The 22,257-nt window shown below is 67.9% G+C and carries 22 protein-coding genes; 5 read left to right on the top strand and 17 right to left on the bottom strand.

The annotated features are described in order from the left end of the window. Positions 1–11 precede the first annotated feature (11 nt). The 10 genes from ACCD06_RS30690 to ACCD06_RS30735 all read right to left on the bottom strand — a co-directional run bounded on the left by ACCD06_RS30690 (position 12) and on the right by ACCD06_RS30735 (position 9,573). Positions 12–440 carry a DsrE family protein gene (locus ACCD06_RS30690; protein ID WP_109156611.1) on the bottom strand — a complete coding sequence of 143 codons (429 nt, stop codon included), beginning with the start codon at positions 438–440 and terminating at the stop codon, positions 12–14. A 54-nt stretch (positions 441–494) separates the two neighbouring features. Then, positions 495–2,219 carry a thiosulfohydrolase SoxB gene (soxB, locus tag ACCD06_RS30695; RefSeq protein WP_413345919.1) on the bottom strand — a complete coding sequence of 575 codons (1,725 nt, stop codon included), beginning with the start codon at positions 2,217–2,219 and terminating at the stop codon, positions 495–497. Then, complete coding sequence (gene soxX, locus ACCD06_RS30700) at positions 2,216–2,881, bottom strand: sulfur oxidation c-type cytochrome SoxX (protein WP_413345921.1); 666 nt, start codon at positions 2,879–2,881, stop codon at positions 2,216–2,218. Before soxX ends, soxB begins: the two co-directional genes overlap by 4 nt. Before the next feature lie 11 nt (positions 2,882–2,892). Further along, positions 2,893–3,708 carry a sulfur oxidation c-type cytochrome SoxA gene (gene soxA / locus ACCD06_RS30705; RefSeq protein WP_252140996.1) on the bottom strand — a complete coding sequence of 272 codons (816 nt, stop codon included), beginning with the start codon at positions 3,706–3,708 and terminating at the stop codon, positions 2,893–2,895. Between the two features lie 46 nt (positions 3,709–3,754). Then, positions 3,755–4,066, bottom strand: a complete 312-nt coding sequence (gene soxZ, locus ACCD06_RS30710) for a thiosulfate oxidation carrier complex protein SoxZ (RefSeq protein WP_085083217.1) — start codon at positions 4,064–4,066, stop codon at positions 3,755–3,757. Between the two features lie 24 nt (positions 4,067–4,090). Beyond that, positions 4,091–4,549: a thiosulfate oxidation carrier protein SoxY gene (gene soxY, locus ACCD06_RS30715; RefSeq protein WP_413345924.1), complete on the bottom strand. Its 459-nt coding sequence runs from the start codon at positions 4,547–4,549 to the stop codon at positions 4,091–4,093. A gap of 24 nt (positions 4,550–4,573) precedes the next feature. After that, the gene (locus ACCD06_RS30720) at positions 4,574–5,569 is read right to left on the bottom strand and encodes a c-type cytochrome (RefSeq protein ID WP_413345926.1); all 996 of its coding nucleotides are present in this window, start codon (positions 5,567–5,569) and stop codon (positions 4,574–4,576) included. 31 nt (positions 5,570–5,600) lie between these two features. Continuing rightward, positions 5,601–7,016 carry a sulfite dehydrogenase gene (gene soxC / locus ACCD06_RS30725; RefSeq protein ID WP_413345928.1) on the bottom strand — a complete coding sequence of 472 codons (1,416 nt, stop codon included), beginning with the start codon at positions 7,014–7,016 and terminating at the stop codon, positions 5,601–5,603. A gap of 167 nt (positions 7,017–7,183) precedes the next feature. Continuing rightward, on the bottom strand, positions 7,184–7,807 hold the full coding sequence (locus ACCD06_RS30730) for a response regulator transcription factor (protein WP_413345930.1): 624 nt from the start codon (positions 7,805–7,807) through the stop codon (positions 7,184–7,186). After that, positions 7,804–9,573 (bottom strand): PhnD/SsuA/transferrin family substrate-binding protein, encoded by a 1,770-nt coding sequence (locus tag ACCD06_RS30735; protein WP_413345932.1) that lies wholly within the window; start codon positions 9,571–9,573, stop codon positions 7,804–7,806. The genes ACCD06_RS30730 and ACCD06_RS30735 overlap by 4 nt, the downstream gene beginning before the upstream one ends. Positions 9,574–9,821: 248 nt before the next feature. Between ACCD06_RS30735 and ACCD06_RS30740 the strand changes: the two genes are divergently transcribed. Together ACCD06_RS30740 and ACCD06_RS30745 are read left to right on the top strand one after the other, a co-directional pair. After that, on the top strand, positions 9,822–10,598 hold the full coding sequence (locus tag ACCD06_RS30740) for a sulfite exporter TauE/SafE family protein (RefSeq protein WP_109156603.1): 777 nt from the start codon (positions 9,822–9,824) through the stop codon (positions 10,596–10,598). 137 nt (positions 10,599–10,735) lie between these two features. Further along, complete coding sequence (locus ACCD06_RS30745) at positions 10,736–13,459, top strand: HAD-IC family P-type ATPase (protein WP_413345934.1); 2,724 nt, start codon at positions 10,736–10,738, stop codon at positions 13,457–13,459. Positions 13,460–13,466: 7 nt separating this feature from the next. Here ACCD06_RS30745 and ACCD06_RS30750 read toward each other — a convergent pair whose 3' ends face one another. Next, on the bottom strand, positions 13,467–15,383 hold the full coding sequence (locus ACCD06_RS30750) for a PHA/PHB synthase family protein (protein WP_413345936.1): 1,917 nt from the start codon (positions 15,381–15,383) through the stop codon (positions 13,467–13,469). A 234-nt stretch (positions 15,384–15,617) separates the two neighbouring features. On the opposite strand from ACCD06_RS30750, the gene ACCD06_RS30755 reads away from it, so the two are divergent. Beyond that, positions 15,618–15,896 carry a hypothetical protein gene (locus ACCD06_RS30755; RefSeq protein WP_109156600.1) on the top strand — a complete coding sequence of 93 codons (279 nt, stop codon included), beginning with the start codon at positions 15,618–15,620 and terminating at the stop codon, positions 15,894–15,896. 95 nt (positions 15,897–15,991) lie between these two features. Here the strand turns inward: ACCD06_RS30755 and ACCD06_RS30760 are convergent, their stop codons facing one another. Next, positions 15,992–16,819, bottom strand: a complete 828-nt coding sequence (locus tag ACCD06_RS30760; RefSeq protein ID WP_158282062.1) for a trypsin-like peptidase domain-containing protein — start codon at positions 16,817–16,819, stop codon at positions 15,992–15,994. Positions 16,820–16,890: 71 nt separating this feature from the next. Beyond that, on the bottom strand, positions 16,891–17,352 hold the full coding sequence (locus tag ACCD06_RS30765; protein WP_158282061.1) for a c-type cytochrome: 462 nt from the start codon (positions 17,350–17,352) through the stop codon (positions 16,891–16,893). Between the two features lie 149 nt (positions 17,353–17,501). Here ACCD06_RS30765 and ACCD06_RS30770 point away from each other — a divergent pair, with 149 nt between their 5' ends. Next, a complete protein-coding gene (locus ACCD06_RS30770; RefSeq protein WP_109156598.1) occupies positions 17,502–18,374 on the top strand; it encodes a universal stress protein in 873 nt (290 codons plus the stop codon). A 46-nt stretch (positions 18,375–18,420) separates the two neighbouring features. Here the strand turns inward: ACCD06_RS30770 and ACCD06_RS30775 are convergent, their stop codons facing one another. Both ACCD06_RS30775 and ACCD06_RS30780 read right to left on the bottom strand, forming a co-directional pair. Further along, entirely contained in the window at positions 18,421–19,233 is an 813-nt protein-coding gene (locus ACCD06_RS30775; RefSeq protein ID WP_413345939.1) for a Crp/Fnr family transcriptional regulator, read from the bottom strand. Positions 19,234–19,255: 22 nt separating this feature from the next. Continuing rightward, a complete protein-coding gene (locus tag ACCD06_RS30780; protein WP_136701926.1) occupies positions 19,256–19,642 on the bottom strand; it encodes a hypothetical protein in 387 nt (128 codons plus the stop codon). 393 nt (positions 19,643–20,035) lie between these two features. On the opposite strand from ACCD06_RS30780, the gene ACCD06_RS30785 reads away from it, so the two are divergent. After that, the gene (locus ACCD06_RS30785) at positions 20,036–20,482 is read left to right on the top strand and encodes a nuclear transport factor 2 family protein (RefSeq protein WP_109157579.1); all 447 of its coding nucleotides are present in this window, start codon (positions 20,036–20,038) and stop codon (positions 20,480–20,482) included. 11 nt (positions 20,483–20,493) lie between these two features. On the opposite strand, the gene ACCD06_RS30790 is transcribed toward ACCD06_RS30785, so the two are convergent. Together ACCD06_RS30790 and ACCD06_RS30795 are read right to left on the bottom strand one after the other, a co-directional pair. After that, entirely contained in the window at positions 20,494–21,024 is a 531-nt protein-coding gene (locus ACCD06_RS30790; protein WP_109157580.1) for a YbaK/EbsC family protein, read from the bottom strand. Positions 21,025–21,219: 195 nt separating this feature from the next. Next, positions 21,220–22,248 carry a GlxA family transcriptional regulator gene (locus ACCD06_RS30795; protein WP_413345942.1) on the bottom strand — a complete coding sequence of 343 codons (1,029 nt, stop codon included), beginning with the start codon at positions 22,246–22,248 and terminating at the stop codon, positions 21,220–21,222. Between the last annotated feature and the right edge of the window lie 9 nt (positions 22,249–22,257).

A 22,257-nucleotide genomic window follows, 5' to 3' on the forward strand; every position in this document is an offset into this window, starting at 1 on the left:
CCGTTGCCTTCTCAGGGCTTGATGTAGGCGTAATGGTCGCGCGCCTGCAGTTCGGTGATTCGGACGACGCCGGACGGCGTGAACTCCGCCTCCATCACGAACTGGTCCTTGGTCAGGTTACGCCGCTTCATGGTGATCTCGCACACCTCGAAATGGACGCCGCGGCTCTTAAGATCGGAGATCAGCGGGCCATAGTCGATGTTGTTCTTCTGGTCCCTGCCACCCTCCATCAGCAGATCGACGCCTTCGGCATGGGTGACCACGCGGATCTCGGTCTTCGGTGCCACGTCCAGATGGTTGCGGATGTTGCGCAGCGCCTTGGTGCCCTGCTCGGCGGCATTGTCGATGTGGTAGACGACCTTGTCCTGGGCCAGCGCCGGGGCGGCGCCGGCCAGGGCGAACAGCATCAGCAGGGGGGCCAGGAAACGACGAACGCTCATGGTCTGAGCCTTTCCGGTTTGGAGCTTGCCCCGGTTGGTGGGCAGAATATTGGGTCAGGCCTCGAGGCCGGGGTTGCCGTTCACGCCCTTCAGGGTCGGCAGGTTCAGCTGCGGCGGCGCCACCGTCTTGCGGGCGCGCAGGTTGCGGGCGACAAGCTCCCAGATCGGCTCGCCGCCGGCCGACTTCGCCTCTTCCGCCACCGGAGCCCAGCCGGCGACCTTGTAGGTCTTCGACGCCTCCAGCGGCTTGCCGTTCAGCGTCATGTCCTGGATGCGCCGGCCGGCCGGGGCGGCGGGATCGCAGGCGTAGGACAGGCCGCCCACACGCACCATGTCGCCGCCCTGCTGGTAATAGGGATCGGGATTGAACAGGTTGTCGCAGACATCCTCCAGCACCGTCTTGATCTGCTCGCCGCTCATCTGCGTCAGCGTGACGTAGGGATAGGTGATGGCGGTCTGGTCCAGCAGGTTTTCCATGGTGATGGGCTGGCCCGGCAGCAGCGTGGTGCCCCAGCGGAAACCGGGGGAGAAGGCGATCTCCGCATCCTTTTCGGCCATCAGCGCGTCGAGGATCAGCTGGTCGAAGCTGCCGTTGAAGTTGCCGCGCCGGTACAGCGTGCCCTCCGTCACCGCCAGCGTTTCGCCCAGCTTGGCCTCGTAGGGCGCGCGGACGCGGGTGATCAGCGCCTCCATCTCCGGATCGGCGGGCAGCAGGTTGGCGAAGACCGGCATCAGCCGGTAGCGGAAGTCGGCGACCCGTCCGCCGGTCACCTGGAAGTCGAGCACTCCCAGGAACTTGCCGTTCGACCCGGCGTTGGTGACCAGCGTCCGGCCGCCGGGGTTGGCGACGATGGTCGGCGCCGGCATGCCGTCATGGGTGTGGCCGCCGAGGATGGCGTCGATGCCGCGGACGCGCGACGCCATCTTCAGATCGACGTCCATGCCGTTGTGCGACAGCACGACGACCACCGCGGCACCGGCGGCGCGGGCGGCATCGACCGTCGCCTGCATCTCCTCCTCGCGGATGCCGAAGGTCCAATCGGCCACCATGTAGCGCGGGTTGGCGATCGGCGTGTAGGGGAAGGCCTGCCCGATCACCGCGACCTTGACGCCGTTGACGTCGCGCAGGCTGTAGGGCTTGAACACGTCGTCGCCGAAATCGGCGGTCTTGATGTTCTGGGCGACGATCTCGATGTGGCCGACGAAGTCCTTCTCGGCGATCTCCTGCACGCGCTCCTGGCCGTAGGTGCATTCCCAATGCAGCGTCATGATGTCGACGCCCAGCAGCTTGGCGGCCTCCACCATGTCCTGGCCCTGGGTCCACAGCGCGGTGCCCGACCCTTGCCAGGTGTCGCCTCCGTCGAGCAGCAGAGCGCCCGGCCGGTTGGCCCGCACCCGCTTGACCAGCGTCGCCAGATGGGCGAAGCCGCCGACCTTGCCGTAGAGCCCGGCCAGCCGTTCGAAGTCGAGGCAGGTGAAGGCATGCGCCTCGCGGCTGCCGGCTTTGAGGTTGAAATGCTCCAGCAGCCGGCTTCCCACCAGATGCGGCGCCCGGCCGGCCATCTCGCCGATGCCGAGGTTGACGCTCGGCTCGCGGAAATGGATCGGCTTCAGCTGGGCGTGGCAGTCGGTGATGTGCAGGAGCGAGACGTTGCCGAAGGCAGGCGCGTCATAGACCGCGTCGGCCGCCGCTTCGGCGCGGGCCAGACCGGCGCCGGGCAGCAGCAGGCCGGCGGCGTTGGCGGCGGCCAGGACGGTGAGGAACTCGCGGCGGTTCATTGGGCGGACCCCGATTTGGAATTCACGGGAGAGTTCGGGTCGAACAGCAGCGCCATCAGATGCTTGATCTGCGTCTCCCCCAGGATGCCCATATGGCCGGCGCGCGGCATGTTGGAGCAGGCGTTGGCCGATTTGGCGTTGTAGATCTTGGCCCAGGCCGCCTTCATCGTCTCCTCGTCCCGGCCGCGCAGCGCGCCGTATTGCAGCAGGCTGGGGCCGATGGTGCCGTAGGAGATCTCGGTCGGGCTGAGCTGGTGGCAATTGTAGCAATTGCCACCGTTCGGCTCGCCCGGCTTGTCGGTCCAGGTGTTGCCCCGGCCGCTCTGGGCGATCTTCTCGCCCTCCTTCCAGTCGCCCAGCCATTTGCCGTCGGACGGCCATTTGACCGTCGCCATGTTGACGGCCTCGATCTGCCGGCGCCGTTCGGCGGCGGCCGGGCTGGCGGCGGCCTCGGGGTCGGAGCAGAAGGCCTGCGTCTCGTCCTGGGTCAGGCGATCGACCTTGGCGATGCCCTTGTCCTTGAAGCTGGCGGCCAGCATGCGGGTGAAGGCGGCATCGTCGGCCCCCGGTCCCCAGGACGGCGCGACCTTGGTCTCGGAAAGGGTGGGGCCGGCCAGCAGCAGGACGGCAAGGAAGGCGGCATGTTTCATGGCGTGTTTCATGGCGGCCTCCCTCAGCGCTTGATTCCGGGTGTCTTCATGGTTTCCCCGCTGGCGTTGGCGGCCATGAACATCGACAGCGCGATGGTCGCGTCGGAGGTGTAGACCGGTTCGGGGAAACGCTGCTGGCGGAAGCAGTCGTTCAATCGCCACTGCATCGACCACATCTGGCCGGAGCTGACGCGGTAGGCCGGCCAGCTTCCCCAGCCGGCAGCCGCACCCTTCTGCCCCGGAATGTAGGGCAGATCCTGCAGCCGGATGCGCGTGCCCTCCTGGCCGTGGCAGGTGGCGCAGGCGAAGTCGTAGGGGCCGCCCTGATAGTAGAACATCCGCTTGCCCAGGTCGTACATCGCCTGTTCCTTGGGATGCTTGGGCTTTACGGTGATGGGATCGTCCTTGGACTGGCCGGAGATGTAGGCGGCGAGCGCGATCATCTCCTCCTTCGGGGGGGCGGTGAAGGAGGCCTCGACATAGGGTTTCGGGTCCTTGCCCTGCAGCGTTTCCATGCAGGTCAGCAGGCGCGATTCCAGGTCCTGGACGCGGTCGGTGTCGGCGAAGTAGCGCGGAAGCTGGGCATAGGCGCCCTTGACCACGCCGGGGCCGAGGCCGAGGTCGCATTTCTCCAGCGAGGCCTTCTTCGGGCCGGCCGGCGTCTTCCACAGCTCCTCGCCGCTCAGCTCGAACAGTTCGGCGGGGTTGCCGTCCTGCAGGGCCTCGCGGTAGGCCTCGATGCCCTCCTGCGCCGCATCCTTCTGCTGGGCGTAGGCCGCCGTGGCGACCGCCGCCGACACCGCAAGGAACGCCGCAATCCCAACGCTTACGCGGTCCATCTCTCCCCCCTCCCATCCTTATTTTTGTCGACGCGGACGTGCAGCCTCAGGTGACGGTGGCCTCGTCGGTGCGGGTGTCGCCCTTGCTGTCGACCCAGGTGACGGAGACCTTGTCGCCCGCCTTGCCGCCCTTGACCTTGAAGGCGAGGTAGGGGTTCTTGGAAATCGACGGTCCCCATTGCGCCTGCATCACCGTCTTGCCGTCGAGCTTGGCGGTGACCTCGTTGATGAACCAGGCGGGGATGACCGTGCCGCTGGCGTCCTTGCGCTGGCCGGTCTCCATCTCGTGGCTCATCAGCACCTTGATCTCGGTGACGCCGTCCTTGGCGGAGGCGCGGATCTTCATCGGATTGCCCATGGTCTTCTCTCCCGTCTTATCCGTTCAGCCGCCGCAGCCGCCGAGCGTCACCTTGATTTCCTTGGAGGCCGCGTAGAATTTGCCGTCCGCCTTGACCAGCACCATGACGTTGGAGGTCTGGCCCATCTTGATGCGGGCGGTGACCTCGGGAATGGTGTCCGGCCCCAGGTCGAAGGCGGCGGCCAGCATGTTGGGGTTCTTTTCCACCAGGATGGCGATCCGTTCGGTCTTGGGCAGCTTGCTGACCGCCTGAACCGGAACCACCGCCCCGTTCTCCGCGATGTCGGAGGCGATGATCTGCACGTCGCCGCTGTCGGCCGGTGCGCCGGCGCCGAGCGCCTTCAGCGCGTCGTCCATCGTCTTGGCGTCGAAGGCGGTCTTGTCCCAGTTGGCAAGCGCCACCCGCGGCACCACGAATCCGGCCGCCGCCAGCGCCCCCAGGAAGGTCAGTACCTGACGCCGTTCCATCGCTGCCTGTGTCATGAGAGATGCTCCTCCTCGGTCTCGTTACTTCTGCGGCGCGCCGGACAGGATCCAGGCGACCAGGGTCTTGGCGTCGTCGATGCTGAGGTCGTCCTGCGGCGGCATCGGCACGGCGCCCCAGGACCCCTCGCCGCCGGCCTTGACCTTGGACACCAGGGCGTCGGCGTTGTTCTTGCCGCGATAGCGGGCGGCGATCTCGCTGTAGCTCGGGCCGACGATCCGGGTATCGACCGCGTGGCAGGACAGGCAGCCGGACTTCTCCGCCAGCGCCAGGGCGGGGGAGGGGGCCTCCGCCGCCGCCGTGTCGGGACCGGTGCGCTGGCCGCGGACCGGCCCGATGACGCGGTTCTGCTCGGCGATGTTGCCGTGAGCGCCGCGGGCATGTTCGGGCAGCTGCGAGGCCAGCTCGGCCTTCGGCTTGCAATTGGTCATGCAGACGGCGTTGGCGGTGTCGGGCTTGGCCGCCATACCGGGAATGTCGGGGCCGGGCCAGAGGGCGTGGGCGGTGGTCATGCCGTTGCGGTTCGGCATCCTCTGCTGCACGTCGCGGATCGTCGCGTCGGTCAGGGTGAAGTCGTCCGGGACGATCTCCGCGAGGTTCAGCAGATAAGCCAGCACGGCATAGACGTCGTCGTCGCTCAGCGACTTCGGCGCGTTCCACGGCATGGCGCGGCGGATGTAGTCGTAGAGGGTGGACACGCTGGCGACCTTCATGAAGGTCGTCCGCGCCGGGAAATCGGTGCGTTTCAGCGCCGCGACATGGCCGGTCTTGATGTCTTCGGCGGTGGTGCCGCCGACCAGCGGGTTGAAGACGCTGTTGCTCTCACCGAAGGTGCCGTGGCAGCTGGCGCATTTCTCCTCCCAGATCTCCATGCCGCGCGACACGGTGCCGGAGCCCTTGGGCAGGCCGCTGAAGTCGGGGCCGACGTCGATGTCCCAGGCCTTGACCTCGGCCGGGGTGGCCGGACGGCCGACGGTGGAGGGACCGTCCGCCAGCACCGGCGCCGTCCATGCGAGCATCGCGCCGAACGCGGACGCCAGGAGGGCCGCTTTACAGGATCTGGACATTGTTCACGTCCCCGCTTTCGGCGACCTGCCAGGTCTGGATCGCGTTGTTGTGGTAGATCGACCGCGTGCCGCGCACCGCGCGCAGCTGGCCGTAGGCGGGCTGGACGAAGCCGGTCTCGTCCATGGCGCGCGACTGCAGCAGCGCCGGCCGGCCGTCCCAGTTCCAGGGCAGGGTGAAGCGGGTCAGGCATTTGGACAGGACCGGCGTCTGCAAGGTCGTCTCGGTCCAGTTGATGCCGCCGTCGACCGACACATCCACCCGCTTGATGGCGCCCCGGCCCGACCATGCGAGCCCGCTGATGGTGAAAAATCCCTTGTCCAGCAACTGCTGGCCGCCCGACGGGCTGGTGATGACCGACTTGCATTCCTGGATGGAGGTGTATTGCCGGTGCTGGCCGTCGGGCATCAGGTCGATGTAGTGCACCGCCTCGTCCTTGGCGGCATAGGGACGGTCGCCGACCTCGATCCGGCGCAGCCACTTCACCCACGAGACGCCCTGCACCCCCGGCACGACGAGCCGCAGCGGATAGCCGTTCTCCGGCCGCAGCATCTCGCCGTTCTGGCCGTAGGCGACCATCACCTCGCCGGACATCACCAGCTCGATCGGGATGGTGCGGGTCATCGACGACCCGTCGCCGCCCTCCGCCAGGATGAATTTGGCGGCCTTCAGGTCGGCGCCGCAGTACTCCAGCAGCGTGCGCAGCGGGACGCCGGTGAACTCGCTGCAGGACAGCATGCCGTGGGTGTACTGCACGGTGGGGACCGCCACGTTGCCCCACTCCATGCCGGTGTTGGCGCCGCATTCGATGAAGTGCATGCGCGACACCGGCGGCAGCCGCATGATGTCGTCCATCGTGTAGACCCGGGGCGTCTTCACGAATTCCGGCCGGGAGCCGTTGATCATCAGCCGGTGCCGTGTCGGGTCGATGTCCTGCCAGCCCTGGTGGTGCCGCTCGAAATGCAGGCCGGAGGGCGTGATGATGCCGAACAGCCCCTGCAGCGGCGCGAAGGACACGCTGGCAGCGGCGACCTGGGTCAGGCCGGGGCTTTGCCGGCGCACCAGTCCGCGCTCGTGCTTCGACGGCAGGCCGTAGGGGTTGGCCGCCACCGGCTGGCCCAGGCTGCTGCCCCAGGGGGTGGGTTTCAGGATGTCGGGATCGCCGGCCGTATCGGCGGCGAGGGCACCACGGCCGCCCAGCGTCGCCGCGGCGGTGGCGCCGGCCGCCGCCAGAAAGCTGGCGCGCAGGAAATCGCGCCTTCCCTTGCCGACCTGCCCGATCTCCTCGGGGGTCAGGAAGTTCTCGGGCGCCCGCCGCAACCGGCCGGACAGTGCATCCGCGCCGGGGACGAGCGGATCGGTTCGGGGAGTCGCCTCTCCCGTTGGCCGCAACTTGCTCATTTCCGTCCCATTTCCTTCCGGTTCGCTGCCGGTATCTTTGTCACGCAGATGGTACGTGCAGCGAACAGTTGCCGCCATCGGGTCGATTCCGGTGGCGACCAAGGGTAAACCCTTGCTTTCAGAGCGGAGGCGCGGCCGGAGCCTTGATTCGCTTGATTGTTGCCTGATTAAACCCGGTCGCCGGGGGTCAGCGCCAATCGTGCGAGTTCGGCGACGGAGCGGGCGCCCATCTTCTCCATCACCATCTGGCGATGGCCCTCGACCGTCTTGACCGAGATCGACAGCGCCGTCGCGATCTCCTTGTTCTGGCGGCCGTCGAGTACCAGGGCCAGCACCTCGCGCTCGCGGCGGCTCAGCTGGGCCATCCGCGCTTCGACCGCCTCGCGCCCGGCGCTGCGCACCAGCACCTCGCGGCATTTTCGGATGGCGGCGTTGACGGTGTCGAGCAGCGCCTGGTCCTTCCAGGGCTTTTCGATGAAGTCCTCGGCCCCGCCCTTCAGCGCGGCGACGGCCAGCGGCACGTCGCCATGGCCGGTGACCATGATGACCGGACGCTTGCACCCCTGTTCCTTGAGGTGGCGCAGCAGCTCGATCCCGCTCATGCCCGGCATGCGGACGTCCAGCAGGACGCAGCCCGGCCGCAGCGGCGGGCGCAGGTGCGGCGAGGCGAGGAAGGCCTCGGCCGACGCGAAGCACTCGCAGGCGATGCCGACCGAGGCCAGCAGATACTGGACCGAACTGCGCATCGCCTCGTCATCGTCCACCACCAGAACCAGGGGGGCGTCGGTCATGTGTTTGTCTCCTGGACGGACGATGATGATGCGGTTTCGCCGGCGGCCGGCGGCAGGGTGAAGCGGACGGCCAGCCCGCGCGGCACGCCGGGCACCGCCCAGATGCGGCCGCCATGCCGTTCGACGATGGTGCGGCAGATCGACAGGCCGAGCCCCAGCCCGCCGGGCTTGGTGGTGAAGAATGGCTCGAACATCCGCCGCCGCGCGTCCTCCGGCGCACCCGGACCGGAATCTCGCACTTCGATCAACACCATGCCGCCGGACAGCGCGGTCCGCAGCACGATCTCGCCGGCGCCACCATTATTGCCGCTCCGCGTCGCCTCCACCGCATTCTGCAGCAGGTTCAGCAACACCTGTTGAAGCTCCACCTTGTCGGCCCTGACCTCGGGAAGCCCGTCGGCCGGCTCGGTGACGATGGACAGTGCCGGGTCCGGGGGCGCGCCGAACAGCGACAGGGTTTCCTCCACCACGGCGTTGACCGACAGGGCGGAGCGCTGGGCGTCGCGGCGGCTGACGAAGCCGCGGGTGCGCTGGATGATCGCCGCAGCCCGCTCCGCCTGCTCGGCGACCGATCGCGCCCCGGCGCGCAGCATCCCGAGGTCGGGCGTTGGTGCGTCGAGGATGCGGGTCATGCCGCCGGCGAAATTGCCGATGGCCGCCAGCGGCTGGTTCAGCTCATGGGCGATGTTGCTCGCCATCTCTCCGACGATGCCGAGGCGGGAGAGCTGGTCGCGCTCCTCGCGCAGGCGCAGAGCGGTCGCTTCCGCGCGCTCCCGCTCGGCGATCTCGCGTTCCAGTTCGGCGGTGCGGCGGCGGACGAGAACCTCGACACGGGCGGAATGGACCACCCACCACAGCACCGCCGCGGCGGCGATCACCAGCCAGTGCCAGTTCTCGCTGAGAACCTCCTCCAGCGTCGGCGGCGTCTTCGGATAGGGTCCGATGTGCAGGGTGCGGAACAGCTCATGCACCGACGTGTAGTCGAGCGAGGCGGTCCAGGTCGGCCCCTGGGTTTCAGGCATGGTCAGCAGCGCCGCGGCGACGCGCCGGGCCAGATCGCGCGGCGTGTGCGCCAGCCGGGCGAAGGGCCAGTCGGGATACAGCCGCGACGACACCCGGCAGGGCAGCTCGCCGGGCGGCTTTTCGCCGACCACCACGAATTCGTCCGGGGCGATGCGGCCCTGCGCCGTCATCTCCTCCAGCAGGCAGGCGCGCAGCACGCCGGCATCGGCACTGCCGCGGCGCACCGCATCCACCACCCCTTCCATCGGAAAGCCGACCGTCGTCAGATCCGCCAGATCGGTGAAGGGGCGGACGCCGGCCTCCTCCATCTCGCGCCATGCGATCTGGAAGCCCCCGAAGGCGTCGGTCGACACCACCGCCAGCCGCTTGCCCTTCAGGTCGGCCAGCTTGCCGATCCCGGCCCGGTCGGCGCGGCGGATGATGGTCGACCCCACCGCGGCGATGGGAACATCCGGTGTCCCGGACTCCAGCGTCGCGATGCGCGTCACCGCGAAGCGCGCTTCCAGCGTGACATAGCTGCCGGGATTGGTGATGACGAAATCGACCTGACGGTCGGCGACGGCCAGCACCATGCCGGCGAGGTCGAGCGGCAGCATGACGAAGCGGCGGTCGGGAATCGCGCGCTCCAGATAGGCCAGCGTCGGTTCCCAGTCGCGGGCCGCCCGCTCCGACCCGCGGTAGGCGAGCACGCCGACGCGTACGGTTTCCGCCTCCGGCTCCGCCCTGGCGGTGGCCGCGGACATCAGCACGACACATGAAACTATCAGCGGCTTCCACATAATCGCCAGCATAGCCCGAAGGATTGCGGGCGGGCTACGGCATCGTGAACCACTTGCAGCGGCATCCCGGCCCTGTATATTAGTTACACCTAAATTAATGGTCTGGAAACCCTGTCGGGCGCGCCGGCAGGTCCTCCGACCGCCCCTCCGACCGCCCCTCGCGCCGGCGGTGCCATGGTTGCGGGTCCGCAAATCCTACCGGAATGCTTGTAATGTCAGAGATTCTCACGGTTCTGTCCGGCTCCCTGGTCGGCTTCACGCTGGGCCTGATCGGGGGAGGGGGCTCGGTCCTCGCCGTGCCGCTGCTGCTTTATGTGGTGGGCGTGCCCAATCCCCATGTCGCCATCGGCACCGGTGCGCTGGCGGTTGCCGCGAATGCCTTTCTCAATCTGGCGCAGCATGCCCGGGCCGGAACGGTGAAGTGGCCGTGCGCGGCAACCTTCGCCGCCGCCGGCGTCATCGGTGCGCTGGCGGGCTCGACGGCCGGCAAGGCGGTCGACGGCGGGGGTCTGCTGTTCCTGTTCGCCCTGGTGATGGTGGTGGTCGGGGTGTCCATGCTGCGCGGCCGGGGCGGCGACGGCGATCCGGAGGTGCGCATCAACAAGACGATCGCGGCGCGCCTGATCGGCATCGGATTTCTCACCGGTGCGATTTCCGGCTTTTTCGGCATCGGCGGCGGCTTTCTGATCGTGCCCGGTCTGCTGCTCGGCAGCGGCATGGCGGTCATCAACGCCATCGGGTCGTCGCTGTTCTCGGTGGGTGCCTTCGGTCTGGCGACGGCGGTCAATTACGCGATGTCCGGTCTGGTGGATTGGACGGTCGCCGGTCTGTTCATCGCCGGCGGCGTGGCCGGCGGGTTCCTCGGCATGAAGGCCGCGGTGAGGCTGTCCGCCCGCAAGGGAACGCTGACCCGGGTCTTCGCCGGGGTGCTGTTCGCCGTGGCCGCCTACATGCTGTACCGGAACGCGGGCGTGCTGGGCCTGCTTTGAGACATCGGCATCCGGGGGGACGACCAGCCCCTTATATTGCTCCGCTTGAAGCCCCATTCTGTAAATGGTCATCCGGATTGGGGACGGCGTTCGCCGCGTGACGCTCCGACGCCAGGATCATCCAGGGGAGACGGGTCATGGCACATCTGGCAGACGCGGGCCGAAGCCCCCCTTCGGCGGCCGACGTCCCGTGGCACGCGCTGGACGCGTCCGCCGTCGCCGGGCAGCTCGACAGTCCGGCTGACGGGCTCAGCAGCATGGAGGCGGCGGCGCGGCTGAGGCGTTTCGGCCCCAATCGCCTGACCCCGCCGAAGCGGCGTCCGGCCTGGCTCCGCTTCCTGGCGCAGTTCCACAATCTGCTGATCTATGTGCTGCTGGCTTCGGGCACGGTGGCGCTGCTGCTGCGCCATTGGACGGATGCCGGCGTGATCTTCGGCGTCGTGCTGGTCAACGCGCTGATCGGCTACATCCAGGAGGACAAGGCCGAGCAGGCGCTGGAGGCGATCCGCAACCTGCTGTCGCCCCAGGCGGTGGTGCTGCGCGACGGCCATGCCGTGACCCTGGCGGCCGAGGCGCTGGTGCCGGGCGACCGCGTGTTCCTGGTTTCCGGCGACCGCGTGCCGGCCGACCTGCGGCTCGACCGCACCAAGGGCCTGCTGGTGCAGGAAGCGGCGCTGACCGGGGAGTCGGTTCCCACTGTCAAGTCCGCCGCCGCCGTCGCCGCCGATGCGGCGCTGGGCGACCGCAGCGGCATGGCCTATGCCGGCACGATGGTGGTCCAGGGCCAGGGAACCGGCACCGTGGTGGCGACCGGCGACGCGACGGAGGTCGGACGCATCGGCCATCTGCTGGCCTCCGTGTCGTCGGTGGCGACGCCGCTGCTGGTGTCGATGGCGCGGTTCGGGCGCTGGCTGACCGGCGGCATCCTTCTGCTGGCGGCGGTCACCGTCGCCTGCGGGCGGCTGGTCTGGGATGAACCATGGCAGGACATGATCCTGACCGCGGTCGGGCTGGCGGTCGCCGCGATTCCGGAAGGGCTGCCGGCGGTGATGACCATCACCATGGCGGTGGGCGTGACCCGCATGGCCCGCCGCAACGCCATCATCCGCCATCTGCCGGCGGTGGAGATGCTGGGCTCCGTCCGCACCATCTGCACCGACAAGACCGGCACCCTGACGCGCAACGAGCTGCTGGTGACCGACGTCGTCACCGCCGACGCGACCTATCGGGTCGGCGGCAGCGGCTATGCCCCGGAGGGGGAGATCGGCCGCGACGGCCGGGTGGCCGACCCGTCCGGGGAGCCGCTGCTGCTCGATCTGGCGCGCGCGGCGCTGCTGTGCAATGACGCTGCCCTGCACCGCGATCCGGGCGGCGAGTGGCAGCTGGCCGGCGACCCGACCGACGGCGCGCTGCTGGCGCTGGCGATGAAGGTTGGGCTGGACCCGGCGAGTGAAGCCCGGCGCACCCCGCGTCGCGACGCTCTGCCCTTCGAATCCGAACGGCAGTACATGGCGACCCTGCATCACGACCATGCCGGCCATGGCATCCTGGTGGTGAAGGGCGCGCCGGAACGGGTGCTGGCGCTTTGCGAACGCGAGAGGCACAGGGAGGGCACCGCACCGCTCGACCGGCGGCGCTGGATCGCCCTGACCGCCGAACTGGCCGGGCAGGGGCAGCGGGTGCTGGCGCTGGCGATGCGCCGCACCTCCATCGACCTGTCCGAACTGAACGCCGAGGATTTGCGGGAGGAGGGGCTGGAGCTGCTTGGCCTGTGCGGCCTGATCGATCCGCCGCGGGAGGAGGCGCTGGTGGCGGTCGCCGACTGCCGGCAGGCCGGGATCACGGTGAAGATGATCACCGGCGACCATGCCGCCACCGCCGCCGCCATCGGCCGGCGGTTCGGCCTTCCCGATGGCGTCATCAGCGGCCCGGAACTGGACCGGCTGGACGAGGCCGGATTCGCCGCCGCGGCGGAGGCCAACAGCGTCTTCGCCCGCACCACGCCGGAACACAAGCTGCGGCTGATCGCGGCGCTCCAGGCGGCGGGCGACACCGTCGCCATGACCGGCGACGGCGTCAACGACGCCCCGGCGCTGAAGCGGGCCGACATCGGCGTCGCCATGGGCCGCAACGGCACCGAGGCGGCGAAGGAGGTGGCGGCGATGGTGCTGGCCGACGACAATTTCGCCTCCATCGTCCATGCGGTGGAGGAGGGGCGGACCGTCTACGACAATCTGCGCAAGACGATCCTGTTCATGCTGCCGACCAACGGCGCGCAGGCGGTGGTGATCCTGCTGGCGGTGCTGTCGGGCAGCATCCTGCCGATCACACCGGTGCAGATCCTGTGGGTCAACATGGTGACCGCCGTGACGCTGGGTCTGGCGCTGGCCTTCGAGGCGCCGGAGTCCGGCGTCATGGCCCGTCCGCCGCGCCCGCGCGACGAACCGATCCTGGTCGGCCGGCTGGTGTGGCGGATGGTGGTGGTGCTGATGCTGCTGGTGGCCGCCAGCTTTGGCTTCTTCCATTACCACCGGATGCAGGGCGACGGGGTGGAGATGGCGCGGACGATCGCCGTCAACGCCCTGGTGGTGGGGGAGATCTTCTTCCTGCTCAGCGCCCGCGGGCTGCGTGGCGATGCGGGGGGCCGGCTGGGGCTGCTGTCCGGGCTGGCCGGCAGCCGGCCGGTCTGGCTGTCCATCGCCCTGATGACCGTGCTGCAGCTGGCCTTCACCTATGCGCCGCCCCTGCAGGCCCTGTTCGGCACCGCCGCCGTCGGCGTCACCGCCTGGGTGGCGATGATCGCCGTCGGCGCCGGGCTGTTCGTGCTGATGGAGCTGGAGAAGCGGCTGCCGGCCGGGTGAACCCGCCTCACCGTTCCAGGACATACTGTCCCGGCGCCGGGCAGAGCGGCCCGAGGCCACGCTTCGCCGACCCGATCGCGCGCGCCGCCACCGGCTCCGCGTCCGATTGCCGGTCCAGCCAGTCGGCCCAGGGGCGCCACCACGATCCGGTGGCGGCAGGGGTCGATTCCAGCCACAGGTCGGGGTCGACATAGCGGTCGTCGGGTCCGCGCTCGCTCATGCGGTACTGGCGGTCGGAACGGTCGGGGCCGGCGACGATGCCGGCATTGTGGCCGCCGTCGGTCAGCAGGAAGGTGATGGTCGTGTCGCTCTGCAGGTTGATCTTGTAGACCGACCGCCAGGGTGCCACATGGTCGCGCCGCGTCCCGACGGCGAAGATCGGCGCCCGGATGTCGGACAGGGCGACCGGGCGGCCCTCCACCTTGTAGCGCCCTTCCGACAGGTCGTTGCCCAGCAGCAGCTGGTGCATGTATTCCGAATGCATCCGGTAGGGCAGCCGCGTTCCATCGGCATTCCAGGCCATCAGGTCGGTCACCTCGGGCCGCCGGCCGCGCAGATATTGCTGGACCATTTGCGACCAGATCAGGTCGTTCGAGCGCAGCATCTGGAAGGCGCCGGACATCTGCGTGGTGTCGAGATATCCCGACTCCCACATGATGTCCTCCAGATAGGCGACCTGGCTTTCATTGATGAAGAGCATCAGTTCGCCGGCCTCGGTGAAGTCGGTCTGGGCCGCCAGCAGGGTGATCGACTTCAGCCGCCGGTCCCCGTCGCGGGCCATCGCCGCCGCCGCGATCGTCAGCAGCGTGCCGCCCAGGCAATAGCCGCAGGCATGCACGGGCGGCGGCGGGCCGTCTTCGGTGCCGCAGATCGCGCCGATGGCGTCGAGCGCCGCCATCACCCCCAGCCGGCGGTATTCGTCGAGGCCGCAGTCGCGCATCTCCGGCCCCGGATTGCGCCAGGAGATGGCGAACACCGTGAACCCGCGGCCGACCAGATACCGGATCAGAGAGTTTTCGGGCGACAGATCGAGGATATAGTATTTCATGATCCAGGCCGGCACGATCAGCACCGGTTCGGCATGGACCGATGCGGTCGATGGCGCGTACTGGATCAGTTCGATCAGTTCGTTCCGGAAGACGACGCTGCCCGGCGTCACCGCCACGTCCCGGCCGACCTGGAACGCATCGAAGCCCTTCGCCTGCTGTCCGGTCATCAGGCGCAGGGCGTCTTCCATCCAGTTCGCCATGCCGAAGGCGAAGTTCATTCCGCCGGTTGTGACGACCGTGCGCAGGGTTTCGGGATTGGTGAAGGGGTTGTTGGACGGCGCGGCGACGTCGAGAAGCTGACGGGCGACGAACGGCACGATGCGGGCGTTGGCCTGCGACAGGCCGGGAACGCCGGTGGTCGCGTTGTGCAGCCACTGCTGCGCCAGAAGGAAGGACTGGGCATAGAGCGAGTAGGGAAACTGCCGCCAGTCGGGATGGGCGAAGCGGCGGTCGCCCGGCAGCGGTTCGATGCAGGGCGGGGTGTCGCGGTCGATCGCCGCAGCCCCGGCATAGACCATCAGCCGCACCAGCTTGCGCACGGCCTTGTCGGCCAGGACGGCCTGCTTGCCCGGCGCATTGCCCAGATGCATCGCCCAGTCGGCAAAGGCCAGCGTTACCGCCGATGGCGAGATCGACAGGGTGAACCGCCCCTGCCACGCATGCACCAGCCGGTCGATGATCTCGCCGCTGAAGGGCAGATAGGGAAATCCATAGGCCGGGCTGCGCATCGATGGTCCGGGCATCGCCGTTCCGGGCATTGTCGTTCCGGATTGGAGGGCCGGAAGTTCCGTCGGAACGGCCGCGGCGTCGGACGGGCTGGGGGCGGAGGGGCCGGGGGCGACAAATCGTCCGGCTTTCAGCTGGGCCATCGGCATGGCTCTTCTCCTTCTTGGCAACCGTCTTGGCTACCGTCTTTGCAACGGTCTCACCCATCCCAGCAGCACAGGCAGAGCCCGGCCTTAACGTCGGTTAAGGCCGGCATCGGAAAGCCATGGCTGAATGGCGCCATACTCCCGATACGGTTGTACGGATGCCGTTCGGGGAGGCCGGCAATGGAGTGCAAACCGCCATTGACGAACTTCAAAACCGATAAAATGGGGAGACGGGCCATGGTCATCACCTTCGAAGACTGTGTCGGCATGAGCGGACTGACGAAGGAGGAGATCGACGCGATCGCCACGCACGAGCATCTGCCGGAGATCGTCGCCTCCGAACTGGGCAGCTATCTCGTCGCGACCGAAGCGGGGCAGGGCGAAATCCGCCGCATGATCGAGGACGACATCGCCGAGGCGAAGGCGCACGGCCAGCATGAACGGGCCGTGCTGCTGAAACTCGTCCTATGTCATTTCCTGCAGGAACATGTGGCGGCCCGCACCGTCAATCCCTGACGGACCGGGCCGCGCGGGGGAATCCGGGCGGGCACGGCCACTCCTGTCGGGTCGGCAGCGAGGAATTGCAGCGCCGACAGCCGGCTTTGTCCGGATCAAGGCCGGGTGACGTTTCGCCGGAGAAGACGGTCGACGCTGCGGTTCGCCCGGCTGATCGGGATGGCGAAGCCGATGCCGCTGTTGCCGACGGCCGATCCGATCAGACTGTCGTTGACCCCGACCAGCTCGCCCCGGAGAGTCACCAGGGCGCCGCCCGAATTGCCGGGATTGATCGAGGCGTCGGTCTGGATGAAGGAACCGTCGGGCTCGGTCGGATTGCGCGCGCCCAGCCCGCTGACGATCCCCAGCGTCGCGGTTTGGGCGAGACCGAACGGGTTCCCGATCGCCACCACGAAATCGCCCACGCGCAGATCGTCGGAATTTCCCAGAGGCACCGCCACGAGGTCGCGCGCCTCGACCTGGATCACCGCGATGTCGCCGGCCGCGTCGGTGCCGACGATGCGGCCGGGGAGGCTCCGCGCGTCCTTCAGCGTGACCGCGATCTCGTCAGCGCCATCGACGAGGTGGTGGGTGGTGAGGATGGTGCCCGTGGGCGCGTCGATGACGATTCCGGACCCTTGGACGAGGAACCGGCCCTCCTCCGGCCGCATGCGCTTCGGCAGGCCGAGCATGGCGCGGAATTCCGGGTCGCGGATCAGGGCCATTTCCTCGGCGGAGAACTGGCCGCTCGCCGCGATGCTGACCACCCCCGGCAGAACCCGCTCCAGCATGGGGGCGAGCGTGGGCATGGCGCTCTGCGGGATGGCATTCGGCGATTCGACGGCCCCGTTCAGGGCGCAGGCGCCGACGCTCGCCAGCACCGCCGATCCGATCGCCGTGCGTCGCACCAGATCGACGATCCGTTTTCCGGCCTGTCGAGACATGCGCTGCGCCCCCGCCTGATATCGCCGCACCTTCCGGCCGGCGCGGGACCCGCGCCGACAAGGCGAATCCGTCATTTGTCCTGTATGGTTTGGATGTAATAGACCAGCTCCAGGATCTTTCCGCGAACGACCTGTTCCGACCCCCAGGGCCAGAAGTCCTGCACCGATTCGGCCCTGAACGCCGACCCCCAGACCGGCATCTCCCGCGGGCCATGCGCCCCGATCCCCTCGCGCCCGTCGATCATCCCGTAGAGATATTCGAGCGGGAAGACGCCCTTGTTGCGCTCGCGGATGGTGGTCAGGTTCGCCGGCTTTCTGGTGAGGTAATCGGCATAGGGACCGTCGCCATGACCGGAGCGGCCATGGCATACCGCGCAGTTGGCGAAGTAGGAGGATTGGCCGATCGGTTCGTCGGCCTTTTCCATGGTCTTTTCGGAGCGCGATTGCGCCAAGGCCGGCGAGCACAGCGCAGCAATGCCCGCGGCCGCGACGATCCGGGCGAAGAGCTGCCCGCCGGACAGGGTAGGGTGCATGGTGCCCTCCATCATTGGTGTCCGGACACAATGGCAGGTGGCGGCGCGTGGGACCTTAACCGGGATTAATGCCGGGCCGATGAGAAGGTCCGATCCTGGCCTTGGGACCGTCTGGAACGCCACGGTCCCGTCAGCCGGAGGGATGGACCATGTACCGCAAGATCCTTGTTCCGCTGTCCAACGCGGCCGGCAGCATGGATGCCGCGCTCGACGCCGCCACCTTCATCGGCCGCATCTTCGGTTCCCGTGTCGAGGTGCTTTACGCGCGCCCCAGCCCGGAAAACCTGATCCTGGCGCTTGGAAGGGGCTTTGCCGGCACGGTGCTGGAGAACGCGCTGCGGGAGGTCCAGGCGAAGATCGCGCGGGATTGCGAGGCGGCACATGAGCGGATGCAAGGGCATCTCCGCCAAGCCGGCCACTCCCGGGATGAAGCCGCGGCGGCCGGCCGGGATCCGGAGATGGTCTGGCGCGAGGTCGAAGGACCGGCCGATAAGACGATCGCGATGGAAGGCCGCTTCGCGGACCTCATCCTGTTCGCCAAGCCAAAGCATGATGGCGTGACCGACAGCGTCTGGCGGTCGATGTTCGACGCCGCCCTGTTCGGAACGGCCCGCCCGGTGATCCTGACTCCCTTCTCGGCCGTGCGGCCCATCGGGTCGAGAATCATGATCGCGTGGAACGGGAGCCCCCAGGCAACCAGGGCCATGGTGGCGGCGCTTCCCCTGCTGCGCCATGCGCAGGAGGTTCTCATCGGAACGTTCGGGTTGGGGAACGACATTCAGGCCGATACGGAGCGGTTGCAGGACTATCTGCTGATGCAGGGGGTCGAGGCCAAGGCCGAACATCTGCCGGCGAGCCTGCGGGAGACCGGCAGCGTCCTGCTCGCCATGGCGGCCCAATTCGGTGCCGACCTGCTCGTCATGGGCGGGCACGGCCGCACCCGCTTGCGGCAGTGGACGTTGGGAAGCACCACGTCGCATGTGGTGGGGCTCGCCACCATACCGGTGCTGATGGTGCATTGAGGCTTGGTCGCGCCCGTCCGATGGATGATGGCCGTCGGATCGGGTGTCATTGAATCTGGGTGGAGGCGTTGCGCCAGACGCCCTCGCGCCAGCGGTCCGGCTGCAGTGTCGGAGACGGGAGGACTGCGGAGGAGGGCGCCGGCGTCTCGGTCATCTCCGCCAGATCGGCCAACCGCGGCCAATCCATGACGCGCAGGCGCCCCTTGGTGAACGACAGCAGTCCGGCGGCCCGCATCTCCTTCAAGGTCCGGCAGACATGAACCGAGGTCAGGCCGGTCGCGTCGGCGATCACCGTCTGGCTGATCGGGAGCGCGAACTCATCCACACTGTCGTCATCCACACAGGCGCCGGACTCCCGGCGCTGGCGTTGGCACAGCGCGACGAGGAGGCGGGCGACCCGCTCGGTCGCGGTGCAGGTGCCGAGCCCGCCCAGCAGACGCCAGTCCGAAATCGTCTCCGCCGCCAGAAGCGACCACATCCGCAACGTCAGTTCCGGTGCGGTCTGGCAGAACCGCATCAGCGACTGGCGCGGGATCGGACAGGCGGTGAGGTCGGTCAGCGCCTCCACCGTGCAGGGCATGCAGCCGTCGGCGGTCGTCTCGAACCCGACCATGCTTCCGGGCATGGCGAAGCGAAGCACCTGGCGACGCCCGTTCTCGTGGAAGACGGACACCGCTGCCCAGCCGCGGCGAATGATGAACACCATCTCGCTGCCGTCCCCTTCGGCGAAGACACAGCCGCCCGCAGGCACATGCCAGAGCGGGTGCTTGATGGTGCCGAGCGCCTGGAGTTGCGCGTCGGAGGCGCTTGCGCATAGCCCGTCGCGTCGAACCGGGCAGGATTGGCATTCGGGCCGCATGGGACGCCTTTCTCGCATGTGCCTAATGTCTCGGCTCGCTCGGGTTTGCCGGGCGCAGCTGGGGGAGCAGTTCGGCCTGCGCCAGCGAGTCGATCAGGGCTGAAACGATGATGTGGCTGCCGATGGGACCTTCCGCCGCTTCCTGGGCCGCATCCAGGTGTCCGTCGAGGCGACAGGCCACGGTCAGCTTGACGGCGACGCCAAGGGGCGTTTGGGCGGGGGTGCTGATCAGCGAGCGCAGCAGCCACTTCCGCCGGGCGGTTTCCCCGTCCTCGGATTCCCGGTAGCGTTCGTGCAGCAGCAGGAGAGCGTGATCGCTGTGCGAACCGGTTGCAAGTGCTGCGACAGCAAACTTCAAGAGCTCCGCGTAGAGCGCGTCGTTGTTCGAAAAGCCATGCGATGACGACATGGTCGTCTCCACAGAACTGTCACGGAGTGGCTTCACAGAGTGACGGGGGCGATAAGGCAATCCACTTGGAAACCGAAATCTGCACCCCTGCAAATGTGGACGATTTGACATGGATCAAGCTTGCGGAAACCCATACCAAAGAGCCGGCGGCCTACTCAAAACGACAAGGTTTTGAAAAACCGGCGTGGAATTTCGGGGTTCCGGAGCAACCGTCCGGCCGTCGCCGTCAGGTCGTCGCCGTCAGGTCGTCAGTTGTGTACGGACGGACGGGCGCGGGCATCCTTCGGGGCACACCGACTGCCGTGCTTGTCCGGGAGAAAAGGTGGCGTAGGATCCGCTCCCGGTCTCCTGAACAGGGCGCCAAAGGGCGCAGGGCAGGGCAGGGAGGGCATCATGGCGCAAGCGGATCTGGCGTGGCTGCGGACCCTTTACGAGCGTTATAGCTCCGGCGAGGTCCAGGCGGTGTTCGATTACCTCTCGCCCGATGTTGAATGGGTTTCCAACCGGGTGTCGCCCGTCTTCGCTCCCATTTCCGGGACCTTCCGGGGAGAGGCGGGCGTTCGCCGCTATTTCGACGGGCTGACCCGGGATTGGAGCATCGATCGTCACGACATGTTGGACTTCACGGTCGAAGGCGACGATGTCCGGGTGAGGAATCTGGTCGGCGCCACCTACCGCAAGACCGGCAAGCGGATCGAGACGGTGACCCACCACCATTTGCATGTGAAGGACGGCCGCATCGAACGCTTCGAAGAAAAGTTCGACGATGCCGTCGTCGCCTTGGGATGCGAAGCCGAGTGCGGCGGGGACGCGGGAGCCGCCGCCAAGCTTCCGGGCTGAGGCCGGAGGGCTCAGGCGAGGTCGACGAGCGTCGGTTCGTATCCGAGCCGGGCGAGGAAAGCCGACAGGTCGTTGGGATGCATCGACAGCGTCGCGCGGTTCGTCATCGGGTGGAAATTGACGGTGTCGCCGGCGAGAACGCGGCGCTCCAGCACCAGACGGACGCGGCGCTCCTTGTCCGCCACCAGGGCCAGCGGGCTGACGCCGCCCGGCTCGATCGACAGCACCTGCTCCAGCGTGACCGGGGAGGCGAAGGACAGCTTGGCCGAGCCGATGACCGGGGCCAGTTCCTTCATGTTCACCGACTGATCGTGCGGCAGCACGACCAGCCACAGAACGCCCTTGGCATCCTTCAAAAGCAGGTTCTTGGTGTGCACGCCGGGGACGCTGCGCCAGTGTTCCTCGGCGTCGGCGACGGTCCGCACCGGCGGATGGGCGTGCAGGCGCATCGGCGTCGACGCGAGGGCGAGTTCCCGGCACAGCTCTTCGGGAATGCCGGCTTCACGCCAGTGCAGTTGCATGGTGTCGCTGTCGTCAAGCATTTGGCCCATCCTTGTCTGTCCGGCAAACCCGGAACGCGGTTCTTGCCGCAGTGAGCGTCGGGGTCGTGGCGGATGTTCTGCGCTCACGGGCGTTGCGTCGATCCCAGCATGGCAAAGGGATCCACCCGCCGATTGTACGGATGCGTCACCGGCATTGCATGAAACGGCCGAGTGGCTTGGCCTGAGGGGAGAGCCTCAGCCCTTGCGGAAGACGGACGGGGTCATACCGCGGCGTTCCTTGAAGGCGCGGACGAAGTGCGAGGAATCGCAGAATCCGACGGCGGCGGCGATCTCCGTCACCGACTGTTCGGTGTTGCGCAGCAGGAACTCCGCATGCTCCAGCCGCATGATCCGGTAGGCCTCGGTCGGAGTCATGCCCAGCGCATTCTGGAAATGCCGTTCCATCTGGCGCCGGGCCGCACCCAGCCGGCGCGCCATCTCCGCCACCGACAAGGGCACGTCGATGTTCTGCTGCATCAGCAGCAGCGCCTTTCGCACCACCTCGTCATTGGTGGAGAAGTCGAGCGGGATGCCGGGCTGCGGCTTTTCCCCGCGCAGCGCGTCGTCGATGATCATGATGTGCAGGCTTTTGCGCGCCTGGGCGCGGCCGACATGCTTTTCGACCAGATATGCTGCGAGATGAGCCGAGCTGGTCCCGCCAGAGCAGGTCAGCCGGTCGCGGTCGACGATGAAGATCTGGTCGGACACCGGCGTGATGCCGTCGAACTGCTCCAGGAAATCGGCGTGATGGAACCAGCTGATGCAGCAGCGGTATCCATCCATCAGCCGGGCCCGCTGCAAAATGAAGGCGCCGGTGCAGACGCCGACCAGCGGGATCTTCGCTGCCGCCGCCTGGCGCAGATAGCGGATGTAGTCGGGGCTGAGGTTGGAAATCTCGTCGATCAGTCCGCCGACCACGACGATGTAGTCGAACTTGGCCGGGTCGCCCAGCCGTTCGGTCGGCTGAACCAGCATGCCGCAACTGGACGCCACCGGCCGCATCTGGTCCGACAGCACGGCCCACTCGCACAGGATCGGCCGGCTGCGGTCGCCCTCGTCGGCGGCGAGCCTCAGCACGTCGACGAAATTCGCGAAGGCGCACAGCGTGAAGCGGTGGGCGAGGATGAAACCGACGGACAGGCGCGGTGCCGCCGGGCGGTCCGGGAACCGGCCGGCCCTGGAGGCATTCGTCCTGATGCCGCCTGCCGCGATGGTGTTCGTCATGTGACCTCC

It is taken from the genome of Azospirillum sp. CT11-132 (genome assembly GCF_047302835.1).
Classification (GTDB): Bacteria; Pseudomonadota; Alphaproteobacteria; order Azospirillales; family Azospirillaceae; genus Azospirillum.